Below are 12,699 nucleotides of genomic sequence, written 5' to 3'. Positions count from 1 at the left end.
TCCCATGATCCGATCGTCCGATGGACGCGGTAATGCGTTGACGGTGATCGACACGCCATTTATATTCCGGTAATTGATGCCGGTCCGATGAAATGACGGCGGCATGTCCCAGGCCCAAATAAAGGAGGGCGGATGAAACGACTCGCGACCATGCTGGCCGGCGCCTGTGCGGCGCTGCTCTGCGCGGTCATGGCGGCCGTGCTGCCGGTACCGCACGCGGCGGCGGGCAGTCTGACGCAGGTCGCCGACTTCGGCGACAATCCGGGCAACCTGCAGATGTACGCTTACGTGCCCGACACGGCACAGGAGTCGCCGGCGATCGTGTTGGCGCTGCACCCGTGCGGCGGCTCGGGGCCCGGCTTCTATTCCTCCAGCGAGTTCGCGTCCCTGGCCGACCGGTACGGATTCGTCGTGATCTTCCCGTCGGCGTCGAACAAGAAGTTCAACTGCTTCGACAACTGGTCCGACGCGTCGAAGGTGCGCGGCGGGCGCACCGATCCCGTCTCGCTCATGTCAATGATCACTTATGCGGAGCAGCACTACGGCGGCGATCCGGATCGGGTGTTCGTGACGGGCAGTTCCTCGGGCGGCATGATGACCAACGCGATGGCCGCCCTGTACCCGGAGGTGTTCAAGGCGGGCGCGGCGTTCATGGGCGTCCCCTTCGCGTGCTTCCCCAACGAGGGCGCCTACCAGCCCGGCGGCAACGCCTCGCCGTGCGTCGGCAAGACCGCGCAGCAGTGGGGCGACCTGGTGCGCCAGGCGAACCCCGGCTACCACGGACCCTGGCCGCGGATGCAGCTCTGGCACGGCACCGCCGACAACGTCGTCTCCTACGCCGAACTGGCCGAGGAGATCAAGCAGTGGACCAACGTGCACGGTCTGAGCACCACGCCGACCGCTACCGACACCCCGCAGTCCGGCTGGACCCGGCAGCGCTTCGCGGGTTCCTCCGGCACCGCCCCGGTCGAGGCGATCACCGTCGCCGGTGCCGGGCACAGCCTGCCGATGAGCGGCATGGCGCAGTACGCCGTCGAGTTCTTCGGCCTCGCGTCCGGCACCCCCACGACGCCCCCGCCGTCCGACTCCACCTGCCAGGTCGGCTATACCGCCAACACCTGGAACAACGGCTTCACCGCGCAGATCAGCATCACCAGCACGACCACCGTCAACGGCTGGACCCTGACCTGGACGTGGCCGGGAGACCAGCACGTGACCAGCGCCTGGAACGCCGACGTGACCCAGTCCGGTGCCCAGGCCACCGCCCGTAACGCCCCCTACAACGCCACGATCGCCGCCGGAGCCGCCACGTCCTTCGGGCTTCAGGCCACCTACAGCGGGACGAACGCCGCACCGACCGAGTTCAGCCTCAACGGCACCGAGTGCACGACAAGTCAGTAGTGAGCGTGGCCGACGCCTCGCCGCGTACGAACGGGCCCTGCCGTGCGGCAGGGCCCGGGACGGCCGGGTACCGCGAGATGCGGTGCCCGGCCGTGCTGGTTCAATTCGAGGTGGTCACCGTGCAGGTGCTGCCGTTGAGAGTGAACGCGGCGGGCGCCGCGGTGTCGCCGGTCTGCGTGGCCTGGAACCCGATGCTGGTGGAGGCCCCCGGCGCGAGCGAACCGTTGTAGCTCATGTTGGTGGCCGTGACGCGGCCGCTGCTCGGGCTGAAAGCCGCGTTCCACCCGGAGGTGATGGTCTGCCCCGACGGCAGGGTGAACACCAGGGACCATCCGTTGATCGCCGTGTCGCCCGTGTTGGTGACGGCGATGTCCTCGGTCATGCCGCCGGACCAGGCGTTGACCTTGGGGGTGACGCGGCAGGAGGCCGGCTCATCCGGCGGGGGAGTGGTGTCGCCGCCGTCCAGGCCGAAGAAGCGGATCGCGTAGGCGGCCATTCCGGCGTGCGGCAGGTCGTGGCCGGCCCCGGCGACGGTGAACGCCTCGACCTGCGCGGTGCCGGACGAGCCGGCGAACTGCCGCCGGGTCCACCCGGACTGCGGGGTGTCGGTGGACGTGGGGGTCTGGCTGAGGCCCAGCACGTCCGTCCACTGGTCGACCTCCTCCTGCAGGTTCGAGTAGTTCAGGACGTTGTCGTTGGTACCGTGCCAGGCCTGCACGCGCGGCCGGGGACCGGTGTAGCCCGGGTAGGCGGCGCGGACGAGGTCGCCCCACTGCCGCGGCGTCTTGTCGCCGCATCCGGCGGGCCCGAAGCATCCGTAGGGGACGCCCGAGAACGGCGCGCCGGCTTTGAACACGTCCGGGTTCACCGCGAGCAGGTTGTTGGTCTCCATCGCGCCGGACGAGAAGCCGGTGGCGAACACCCGCTGGGGGTCGCCGCCGTAGTGCTGCTCGACGTAGGTCACCATGGACACGATCGACACCGGGTCGCTGCCGCCTCCATGGCGCAGCGCCGCGTCCGACCACACGTCGAAGCAGTTCGAGAGGCCGTTGTAGCTGTGCAACGCCTGCGGATAGATGACGATGAAGCCGTACCGGTCGGCCAGCGATGCGAACTCGGTGCCCCGGTAGAAGTCGGTGGCCCGGCCGTTGCAGCCGTGCATCGCCACCAGGACGCCCGGACTTGCCCGCACGCTGTCGGGGACGTAGACGTACATCTGCAGGTTTCCGGGGTTGGGCCCGAAGGCGGACACCTGGGTCAGTGCCGCCGCCGAAGCTCGCGGTCCGGGCGCCGTGACCGCGCACAGCGCCGCGGCGACGATCGCGGCGGCGATGCCGGCGAGCAGTCGAGTGATCCGTCTCAATGCACACTCCTTTCCGAATGCCACTCCATCTGTCAGCTGGTGAATTGCCACCAATTCACGTTGAACAGGTAGCCGCTGCCGCCGGTGAACCTGAAGTACAGGTCATGGGTTCCCGTCGCGCCGTTCACCGGGCAGGACACACTTGTCCACGACTGCCATCCACCGGTGACCGGCACCTGGCAATCGCCCACGACCCTTCCGGTGGAGCCGTCGAGACGCAGCTCGATGGTGCCGCCGCCGCCGGCCGAGGCGACGCGCGCGGTGAAGGAGGCGGCACCGGAGCCGAAGGCGGCGCCCTTGACCTTGATCCAGTCCCCGTTCTCGATCCACCCGACGTTCATTCCGCCTTCGCTGGACGGCTCGGTTTCGATGCCGGACTCCCAGGCGATCGTTTCGGCCTCCTGGCGCACATACGGATTCAATGTCCCCGTCTGCGGTGCGCCCGTGGCGGTCATGTTGATCGTCGGGAAGCCGCCGTCGGCGTTGTAGTTGAACTTCTCCACGGCGACCGAACGGGTGAAACCGCCGCCGCCCGGCAACGCTCCGTTGTGGTAGAAGAAGTAGGAGCCCCCGTTGAAGTCGATGACGCCGGGGTGGTTGGTGAAGCTCCCGCCCTGCGTGGGCATGATCGTTCCGCGGTAGGTCCATGGGCCGGTGGGGCCGGGCGCCGTCGAATAGGCGATGAACTCCGAGCAGCATTTCGCCGCGAAGACGAGGTAGTAGAGGCCGTTGCGCTTGTAGACCCAGGGCCCCTCCTCGAAGAGGGTCGGACGGTTCGGGTCACCGGTGCGGGTGCCGAATCCCGCGGTGGTGAGCGGGATCCGCGTCGGGCCGCCCGAGAAGGACGTCATGTCGGCGTTGAGCTTCAGGTACCACAGGTTCGGGTTCCCCCAGTAGAGATAGGCCTGCCCGTCGTCGTCGATGAAGACGGTCGGGTCGATCTCGTTGTTCTCGACCAGGGGATGCCCGAGGGCGTCTCTGAAAGGTCCGGTGGGGCTGTCGGAGACCGCCACCCCGATCGCGTATCTGCCGGTCGCCCGGTTCGTGACGGGCACGTACCAGTAGAACTTGCCGTTTCTGAAGACGACCTGTCCCGCCCATGCGTTCGCGCTGGCCCAGCTGAACGTGGCGAGGCTCAGGGGCGAGCCGTGATCGGTCCAGTTCACCATGTCGGCCGACGACCAGACCCGCCAGTCCTTCATGGTGAACCAGGTCGAGCCGTCTTCATCGTGTCCGGTGTAGAGGTAGACGCGGCCGTTGTACACGAGCGGAGCCGGGTCGGCGGTGTAGACGTGCTGGACGATCGGGTTGTCCGCCCGGGCCGCGGCCGAAAAGAGCGCCGTGACGCAGAGCATGCCGACTAAGGCGGCGATGACGCGCCTCGCTGGGCGATGGAGTGGGAATTGCACGATGGTCTCTCTCGGGTCGCGGAAATGGAAGTGAGTGTGACTGATCCGGCACTTGTCAGGCTGAGCCGTCAAGTCCTAAGGTTGTCGCCAACATCTTCTGATGCCTTTTGAGAGCGCTTCCATTCTTGGTTTGCTGAGACGATAGGACGGTTCGCAGCGGGCTCGGAAGTGTTGTTTCACGACTTTCATGAGTTCGGCGGTCGGTGGTCTGCTCAAGGGGAGACGTCCCCGAAGATCGCCCAATAGTCGCCACGTTGTGTGCCTTTGTTTGCGTCAACATGGCACCGGCTCGGGTGCTCCCATGACAGCCGGCAGGCGAGTATCCGCCCGCCCCCGAAGAAGGCGCCACCGCCGTGCGCGAGTCAGGGAACCGTCGGGCCACCGGGCCCCACGCGATCACGGCGGTGGCGGTCTCACGCCCCGGCCTTGATCAGACCGGGATCTCCAACCGCAGCTGGAGCGCTACGGCAGGTGCCACTGCTGGTTGCTTCCGCCGTTGCAGGTCCACAGGACGAGCTGGGTCCCGTTGGCGGTGTTGTGCTGCGGGTCGTCCAGGCATTTGCCGGAGGCAGGGTTGACGAGCCGGCCGTTGCTCGCCTGCCATTGCTGGTTGGCACCGGAGTTGCAGGGCCACCATTCGACGAGGGTTCCGTCGCTGTAGTCGGCGTCGGTGATGTCGAGGCAGCCGCCGCCGATGGTGATGGTGCCGTTACTGTTGACCGTCCAGTTCTGCGCGGCGGCGTAGCCGTTGCAGTCCCACATCTGCACCTTGTTGCCGGGGGTCGTGGCGGCGTTGTTGTTGTCCATGCACTTGGCGCTGTTGACTCCGGACGTGATCGGCCCGGTCCGCGAGCCTCCGGTGCCGGTGGCGTAGCCCGCGGCGACGATGTTGGCCTGGACGGCGTTCTCCGTGGCCGCCGATGGATAGCCCGAGGTCATGACGCCTTCATAGAAGGTGCCCGCCGAGCCGATGCTGTTGTCGCCACCGGTGCCGAGGATGATGGCGCCCTCCTTGCGCATCGGGTTGTACCCCGGGACGTTGGGCCGCGGCCCGTCGTAGTAGGTCGAAAGACCTCCCGACTGGGCGTTTCCAGCCCGGATGGACCAGTGGTTCGGCTCGCCCTTGATGATGGCGGTGAGGAACCGGTGGTTGACGGTCGGGTCGTTGGAGTTGTATCCCGCGTTGACCCCGGAGAAGAGGCCGTTCTCCAGGTCGGCCATGACCCAGGGGCCGGGGCCGGTGCCGTAGCCCCAGACCTTGATGTTGCCGAAGTAGATGGCCTCCATCGTGCCGTTGCCGTTGTCCCGGCTGTTGGTCTCGGCGTTGCCGTAGTCGAAGCAGCAGCCGCCGTTGTAGTGGGTGCCGTCGAAGATGGCGTACATGCCCTCCGGCTGGTCGCCGGTGGCGACCCCGTTGGTGTGGTTGTTCCGGTATCCGGTGCCGGGTGCCACGTACACGCCGTAGGCCTTGTTGCCGTTGATCGTGATCGGCGCCGCCTTCGCGTCCGCGAGGTTGTCGTATCCGCCCGGAGCCGGGCCGGAGAATCCGCCCGGGGGCGCCTGAGTGAGATGGTTGCCCCGGCCGGACTGGTCGTAGATGACGGTGATGAGGCAGTTCGTGTTGGCGCAGAACGAGTCCTGGGCGGCGGCGTTGGCGTAGCCGCCCGCACTCAGCACGCCGATGTCGCGCGTGGCGTTGTCCGAGGAGCGCCGCACCTGGTACAGCGGCCCGTTGTACGCGCCGTACAGTGCCCGGGTCGTGCTGTGCGCGGCCACGCAGGCCGTGCCGCCCGCGGCGTAGATGTCGCAGGGCTGCGTCGTCGCCGCCGAGGCTCCGGTGACGGCGAAGCCGGTCAGTTCACCCGCGACGAGGACGAGCGCGCCGACCGCGACGAGCAGCGCCTTTCTCCAGAGGGTCATGGGAGCGGGTACCTTTCTCGGTCGATCGGGAAGTGTTAGCGCTAACATTTCGCCGTGGTCCAAGGCGGGATCGATCGCCGGTGGTTAGGCGGAGTAAATAACGCGAGGGGTGCACCGTCAAGGCCCGTTCGCGCTCGGCCGCCCATGAAAAGCGATGAATCTTGGCTTTCTCGGGATACGGACGGACCGTTAGCGTCTGTCCGGGGGCGCTCAACACCACCCGAGGAGGTTGTGCCCGCCGAAAGATCTCTTCCGTCCAGGTGATATGCGCAGGACGGTGGGTGCAGACCTGCCGCCGTGAGTTCCTCGGCCGCATGTTGATCTGGAGCAGCGGGCCCGGTCAGCGGCCTTGGCTCAGTGACGGGCAGAGGTCGCGGTAGTCGATGCCGGGCGGGACGTACCGGGCCCATTCGGCGCGGGTGAGAGTGCGGCCGGCGATAGAGCAGGCGATCACCGCGGGGTCGGCGGGGACGGCGATGTTCCACCGCCGCACGGTCGCTCTGTCGTCGCTGGTAATCAGGGTCCTCGTGTCCGAACCGAAGAGCACAGAGCGCACCGGCCCGGTGTGGCCCGAAAGGGGCGCGCCGATCTGGATTTGGCCGGTGACGTCCCATAGCTTGACGACCTGGTCGTCGCCGCCCGTGGCCAGCGTCGTCCCATCGCGGCTGAAGGCCAGGGCCGTCACCGCGCCGGAGTGGCCGGTGAGCGGTGTGCCGATCTGGCGCCGCTCGCGGATGTCCCAGAGCACGGTCGTGTTGGTGGTGCCTACGGCAAGGGTGCGGTTGTCGGGGCCGAAGGCGAGCACGTTGGCACGGTCGTTGATCTCGCTGATCGGCGGGGTGAGCTGCTTGTGGTCGGAGACGTTCCAGAGCCGGATCGTCCGGCCGACGCCGGCGGCCAGGGTCGTGCCGTCGGGGCTGAAGGCCAGCGCCGACACCTCGGTGCCCGAGGAGAGGAGCGGCCGTTTGGTGATCAGGGTGCGGGTGCGGAGGTCCCACAGTTGCACCTTGCCGTCAACGGACGGGTTGAGCATCTGGCTCTGTGAGCCTCCGCCGGTTGCCAGGATGCGCCCGTCCGAGCTGATGGCCATCGCGCTGATACTTGCTTCCGGGCCGCCGTCCAGCTTGAACCCGCGCCGCGCCGCCGGTTCCCAGAGCCTGAGCTGACCGTACAGGTCGCCGGTGACGAACGTCCGCCCGTCCGGGGCCACCACGATCTTGTCGGGCGGGGCGGCCGGTGGTACACCCACCTTGTCCGCCGACATGGGGAGGGCGGGCCGTGTCTTCCGCCCGGTGGCGACATCCCAGGTCAGGAAGGCGGGAGGTTTGTCGGACATACGGTTGTCGGTGATGAGGGTCCGCCCGTCGGCGGCGAATCCATGAAGGATGTCTTCTTCGGGGCTTCCGACGCGGAGGGGGCGGTGATCGGGCTGGTGGACGCTGACATCCCACAGCCGGACCGCCTTCGTCGGCCCGTCCCCGCCGACGAGGGAGACCACGGTGTCCTCGCCGGCGAACGCGGCGACCCTCACTGGGCCACCGACGTCGGTGGCGATGGAACCTACGTGTGTGCCGCCACTTTCCCACAGTTGCGTGCCGATGGGCACGACGCGCCCGTCCGGACTGAACGGTCCCACGTCGCTTGTGAGGGGCAAGGGAATGGCGCCGCCTTGTTGCCGGCCGGTCCGGGTGTCCCACAGGTACACGTTGTAGCGGTCGGCCGATAGTGAGTAATCCTTCGTGACGGCGGTCCGTCCCCCGGGGCTCAGCGCGACCACTCTGCCCTTCACGGGGAAGGACGCTGTGCGCCGACCGGTGGCGATGTCCCACAACTGCATGGTGGACGGGCCGTCGCCCGTCTCCTCGCCGGTGGCAACGGTTGCGGCACGGGGACCGATCACGGTGTAACGGTCTGGGTCCTCGTTCGTCGAGTGGGCCACGACGGAACCGTGGCGTTGTAAGGTCCGGACGTCCCAGAGCTCGACCTTCTCGCCGTTGTCGACGGCCACGCTCGTCCCGTCGGAGGTGAAGACCACCGAAACGGGCTGGCCCCGTACGGGCAGGTCACCCAGGGGGCGGCGGGTGCGCACGTCCCAGAGCCGCACGGCTCCCTTCACGTCGTCGCCGGCTTTGTTCGCTGCGCTCGCGGCGGCGGCCAGCGTCCGGCCGTCCGGGCTCAGCGCCACCGACATGCCCCCCAGAGTGGTGGAGGGGGTGAACAAGCGCAGGAAACCGCCGATCTGGCGATGCCTTCGTACATTCCACAATGCGACGGTGCCGTCTTCGTTTCCGATGACGAGCAGCTTTCCGTCGTGGTCGGCCGTGGCCGAGACGGGTGCGCCCTTGTAGCCGCTGAGGACGCCGCGGCCCGGGTTGGCGACGACGTTCAGCAGCGCGGCGCGGCTTTCGGGGGTATCACGAATGCTGTTCGCGGCGACGGCCAGCAGGGCCGCCTTGTCCGGGGCGGTGCCGCCGAACTGCCGGCTCTGCGCGGCCAGTTGCCGCGAGGCCGCGACGTCGCGTTGGTCGACGCTTCTCAGTTGTGCTCGGATCGCCCATCCGGTGGCCGTCAGCGACACGACCGTGGTCACCGCGAGCACGGCGGCGACGGCGCGGATGCGCCGGCTGCGGGCGGTCTGGGCGCGGGTGCTGGCGTCCAGCAGGCCGCGCTCCAGCCGGTTGAGGGACTGGCGGCGGTCGGCGATGGCGGCCCAGTGCACGGCCTCGTCCAGGTGCGCACCGGTCAGCACGTCGCCGCGGCGCCGCCCGTGATCGTCCCAGGTGCGGGCGGCCTGGCGGATGCGATGATGCACCCCCAGCCCCTCGCGCTCGTCCTCGACCCACCTCCGCAGCCGCGGCCAGGCCCGCAACACCGCCGGGCGCGCCAGGACGATCTGCTCGTCCGGTCGGTCGCCGGCTGCGACCAGCAACGGCCCGAACGCGCGCACCACCCGCTCCAGCGCCCGCGCCTCCGCGGGATCGCCCCGGTCCGACAGTTCCGCGGCCGGTACCGCACGGGTGGTCAGGCTTCCGTCCTCGCCGGGCACCACGCACCGCAGGAACACCTCCGGGACCAGACCTCGCTCACGCGGCGGCAGGGCGGCATAGGCGTCCTCGGCGACCTTTCCCAGCGCCGGATCGCCCGGCTCCCACCGAGACCGCAACACCGACTGCGCGGCCCCGGTGGCGACCAGGTCCCGCAGGTCGCCGGTGCCCTCGCGGGGATCGTCGGTCAGCGCCGCCAGGATCGCCCGCGCGGAGGGGCGCGCCAACGGGTCTTTGGCCAGCGCCGCCTCCACCAGCGGACGCAGCATGTCGGGCAGCGCGGTCAGGTCCGGGTCGTGGGTGCGGATCCGGTGGGCGATCTCGGGCAGCGTGCCGCCCTTGAACGCGTGCTCGCCGGTGGCCGCGAACATCATGATCGCTCCCCAGGCGAACACGTCGGCCTCGGCCCCGGCGCGCTGCCCCGCATACAGCTCCGGCGCCATGTACCGCAGCGTCCCGGCGAACCCGCCCTCGGTCGCCGAGTGCGTGTCCAGTACCCGGGCGATCCCGAAATCGATCAGGCGGGGCCCGTCGGGGCCCAGCATCACGTTGCCCGGCTTGAGGTCGCGGTGCACCACCTTGGCCTGGTGGATCGCCGCCAGCGCGGTGGCGATGCCGATCCCGAGACGGTGCAGGTCGTTCCCGGCGAACCGGCGCCTCGGCCGGTCGCCCGCGCCGTTGACGGTGTCCTGCAGGCTCAGCCCGTCGATGTACTCGCTGACGATGTAGGGCCGCGGCGGCTCCAGACGCACCTGCAGGATCCTGGCGGTGCAGAACGAGGCGACCCGCTGCGCCGCGCGCGCCTCGGCGGCCATCCGGGCCAGTTCCCGGGGTGTCTCCTGTGCCCCGTGCAGCACCTTGACGGCCACTCGCGTCCCGTCCGGCCCGTAGGCGTCGTAGACCACGCCTTGGCCGCCGGCGCCCAGCCGGCCCGACAGCCAGAACTCACCGACCTGCTGAGGGTCCCCCGGCTCCAGCCGATCCGGCATCGCGCTCCCTACCTCGTCGCCAGTCTGTCAAGTACCACGGACACTCCTTGTGACGGGGAGAGGCCGGGTCCAGTTCGGCGCAAGATCCAGTGCGTGGGCCGCAGCCACCCCGCGGCCCGGCGGTTCGCCTGCTTGCGCGCAGGTGGGCGGCTCAGCGTTGGGCGGATGTGGCGGCGAGGAAGAGTGTTATCGCGTCGTCGATGAGCGCCTCGCCTTGGGACGTCGTGATCCGGCGGGACGCGATGAGGGTCGCGGCGCCCTGGACGGTCGCGGACAGCACCAGAGTCAGTCGGCCGGCGTCGCGATCGTCATAGAGGCCCGCTTCTACGCCCGCGCTCATGATGCCGGCCAGGACCCCGAAGAGGCGTTCCGCGGCGCTTCGGACCGCCTCGGAAGGGCCGTCCACCTTGGCCGCGAACGAACGCGCTCCGGCGACTTCGGGACGGTGTCTCCGCCAAGAAACTCGTCGTGACCGTCTGACCGGAGCGGCACCGTCCAACCGGCACGGCGAACGGAGACTGAGCCGGCATCGCCCGCGACGGAGCCCGCCGGGAATCATTCGCGAGAGTTACTTGTTCGGCTAACTGTTCAGTGAGTCGAGCAAGGAATGAGGACGGCGGCATGACTGCTTCCTTCGGCGGCCGAGCCCGCGTGAACCCGTTCGAGAGCGTGGAGGTCGGGTTCGGGACGCTCAAGAACCGGGTCGTGATGGCACCGATGACGCGCAGCCGCGCGTACGGGCCGGACGCGAGTCCCACCCGGCTGATGGCCGAGTACTACGCGCAGCGGGCCGGTGCGGGGCTGATCGTCACCGAGGGCGTCCAGCCCAGCCGGATCGGCCAGGGCTACCCCGCTACGCCCGGTCTCCACAGCGCCGCCCAGGTCGAGGCGTGGCGCCGGGTGACCGGCGCCGTGCACGGCAACGGCGGGAAGATCGTCGCGCAACTGATGCACACGGGCCGAATTGGTCATCCGGACAACTATCCTTCGTCCGCCACGCCGGTCGGTCCGTCGGCGGTCCGCGCCGAAGGCCAGATCTTCACCGCCGGCGGACTGCAGGACTTCGTCGAGCCGGTGCCGCTCACCAGCGGGCAGATCCGGGAGACGGTCGCGGACTTCGCCTCGGCCGCCCGCAACGCGATCGCGGCCGGCTTCGACGGCGTCGAACTGCACGGCGCCAACGGCTACCTCCTCCACCAGTTTCTCTCCACCAACGCCAACCGGCGCGAGGACGAGTGGGGGGGACCTGCGGAGAACCGGATCCGCCTGACGCTGGAAGCCGTCCGCGCGGTGGCCGAGGAGATCGGCGCCGGGCGCACCGCGCTGCGGATCTCCCCGGCGAACCCGCTGAACGACATCGAGGAGCGCGACCACGCCGAGACGTACCGGCTGCTCGTCGACGAACTGGACGGCCTCGGCCTGGCCTACCTGCACGTGCTGGAGTCCACGGATCCAGCGTTGACGTCCGTCCTGCGGGCGCGGTGGTCCGGCGTGTTCATGGTGAACCCGGCCACTCCCGGGTCGCGGACCGGGCCGGAACACCTCTCGCTCATCGAGGAGGGTGCCGCCGACCTGGTCTCCTTCGGCCGCCTCTTCATGGCCAACCCCGACCTGCCGCACCGGCTGGAGACGGGCGCGCCGCTTCACGAACCGGACCTGAGCAAGGCCTACGGCGGCGACGCCGCGGGCTACACCGACTACCCCGCCCTGCAGCCCGCGCCGACGGCCGGGGCCTCCTCCTGACGTCCACTACCAGTGGAGGGACACCGCTATGACCACCACCGCACGCATTGACCACGGCACCGGACGGGTCGTCGTCATCACCGGCGCAGCCGGCGGAGTCGGGTCCGCTCTCGTCGGCCGATTCCTGCGCAACGGCGATCGGGTGATCGCCACGGACCTGTCCGCCGCCGCCCTCGGCAAGCTCCGCGCGGATCTGGGCGCGGACGAGTCGCTCGTGACCGTCGCGGGCAGCATCGCCGACGAGGACCACGTCCAGGCGATCGCCGACGCCGCTCGCCGGTCGGGGGGCGTCGACGTGCTCCTCAACGTCGCCGGATTCTTCCCGTTCGACATGTTCGAGGACACCAGCCCCGACCGCTGGCGCATGGTGATCGACATCAATCTGACCGGCTATTTCCTGGTGACTCACGCCCTGCTGCCCCTGATGAGGGGCCGCGGCTGGGGCCGGATCGTCAACGTCGGGTCGGCGTCGATGTTCCCCGGCGTCCCCGGGCAGGTCCACTACGTCACGGCGAAGGCCGGACTGGTCGGGTTCACCCGCAGCCTCGCACGCGAGGTCGGTGCGGACGGCATCACCGTCAACCTGCTGACCCCCGGCCTGACGCTCACCGGGCCCGTGCTGGAGAACTTCCCGGCCGAGCTCATCGCGTCCCAGCGCGAGGGACGCGCCCTCAAGCGGGACCAGCACGCCGGCGACCTCGTCGGGCCGATCTTCTTCCTGGCGTCCCCGGACGCCGGCTTCGTGACCGGCCAGACGTTGAACGTCGACGGCGGCATGTTCATGAACTGACCTCGGCGGGCCGCGCTCCGGCGCGGGGCGCGGCCCGGCG

Annotated in this window: 8 protein-coding genes; 3 read left to right on the top strand and 5 right to left on the bottom strand. The window is 69.3% G+C overall.

Going from position 1 to position 12,699, the window contains the following annotated elements; genetic code table 11:
- Nucleotides 1-132 precede the first annotated feature (132 nt).
- Nucleotides 133-1,401 carry an extracellular catalytic domain type 1 short-chain-length polyhydroxyalkanoate depolymerase gene (locus tag E1284_RS01885; protein ID WP_131936342.1) on the top strand — a complete coding sequence of 423 codons (1,269 nt, stop codon included), beginning with the start codon at nucleotides 133-135 and terminating at the stop codon, nucleotides 1,399-1,401.
- A gap of 100 nt (nucleotides 1,402-1,501) precedes the next feature.
- On the opposite strand, the gene E1284_RS01880 is transcribed toward E1284_RS01885, so the two are convergent.
- The 5 genes from E1284_RS01880 to E1284_RS01860 form a co-directional block, all read right to left on the bottom strand.
- Nucleotides 1,502-2,764 carry an extracellular catalytic domain type 1 short-chain-length polyhydroxyalkanoate depolymerase gene (locus E1284_RS01880; protein ID WP_207923503.1) on the bottom strand — a complete coding sequence of 421 codons (1,263 nt, stop codon included), beginning with the start codon at nucleotides 2,762-2,764 and terminating at the stop codon, nucleotides 1,502-1,504.
- 32 nt (nucleotides 2,765-2,796) lie between these two features.
- Nucleotides 2,797-4,245, bottom strand: coding sequence for a glycoside hydrolase family 43 protein (locus E1284_RS01875; RefSeq protein ID WP_243714195.1), 1,449 nt, complete (start codon nucleotides 4,243-4,245; stop codon nucleotides 2,797-2,799).
- A 390-nt stretch (nucleotides 4,246-4,635) separates the two neighbouring features.
- A complete protein-coding gene (locus E1284_RS01870; protein ID WP_131936340.1) occupies nucleotides 4,636-6,093 on the bottom strand; it encodes an arabinofuranosidase catalytic domain-containing protein in 1,458 nt (485 codons plus the stop codon).
- A 340-nt stretch (nucleotides 6,094-6,433) separates the two neighbouring features.
- Nucleotides 6,434-10,126 (bottom strand): protein kinase domain-containing protein, encoded by a 3,693-nt coding sequence (locus tag E1284_RS43560; RefSeq protein WP_131936338.1) that lies wholly within the window; start codon nucleotides 10,124-10,126, stop codon nucleotides 6,434-6,436.
- Between the two features lie 151 nt (nucleotides 10,127-10,277).
- On the bottom strand, nucleotides 10,278-10,532 hold the full coding sequence (locus E1284_RS01860; RefSeq protein WP_131936336.1) for a hypothetical protein: 255 nt from the start codon (nucleotides 10,530-10,532) through the stop codon (nucleotides 10,278-10,280).
- 215 nt (nucleotides 10,533-10,747) lie between these two features.
- Between E1284_RS01860 and E1284_RS01855 the strand changes: the two genes are divergently transcribed.
- Together E1284_RS01855 and E1284_RS01850 are read left to right on the top strand one after the other, a co-directional pair.
- On the top strand, nucleotides 10,748-11,869 hold the full coding sequence (locus E1284_RS01855; RefSeq protein ID WP_131936334.1) for an alkene reductase: 1,122 nt from the start codon (nucleotides 10,748-10,750) through the stop codon (nucleotides 11,867-11,869).
- A 28-nt stretch (nucleotides 11,870-11,897) separates the two neighbouring features.
- A complete protein-coding gene (locus E1284_RS01850; RefSeq protein ID WP_131936332.1) occupies nucleotides 11,898-12,659 on the top strand; it encodes an SDR family NAD(P)-dependent oxidoreductase in 762 nt (253 codons plus the stop codon).
- The last annotated feature ends 40 nt before the right edge of the window (nucleotides 12,660-12,699 follow it).

It is taken from the genome of Actinomadura bangladeshensis (assembly GCF_004348335.1).
GTDB classification, from domain to species: domain Bacteria; phylum Actinomycetota; class Actinomycetes; order Streptosporangiales; family Streptosporangiaceae; genus Spirillospora; species Spirillospora bangladeshensis.
The sequence above is the reverse complement of the archived record's forward strand: the minus strand, read 5'-3'. Positions and strand labels throughout refer to the sequence as shown.

Bases quoted from the DNA above. Each gene is read 5' to 3' on its own strand.
- E1284_RS01885 (WP_131936342.1), top strand. From the start codon at position 133: ATGAAACGACTCGCGACCATGCTGGCCGGCGCCTGTGCGGCGCTGCTC.
- E1284_RS01870 (WP_131936340.1), bottom strand. From the start codon at position 6,093: ATGACCCTCTGGAGAAAGGCGCTGCTCGTCGCGGTCGGCGCGCTCGTC.
- E1284_RS43560 (WP_131936338.1), bottom strand. From the start codon at position 10,126: ATGCCGGATCGGCTGGAGCCGGGGGACCCTCAGCAGGTCGGTGAGTTC.
- E1284_RS01855 (WP_131936334.1), top strand. From the start codon at position 10,748: ATGACTGCTTCCTTCGGCGGCCGAGCCCGCGTGAACCCGTTCGAGAGC.
- E1284_RS01850 (WP_131936332.1), top strand. From the start codon at position 11,898: ATGACCACCACCGCACGCATTGACCACGGCACCGGACGGGTCGTCGTC.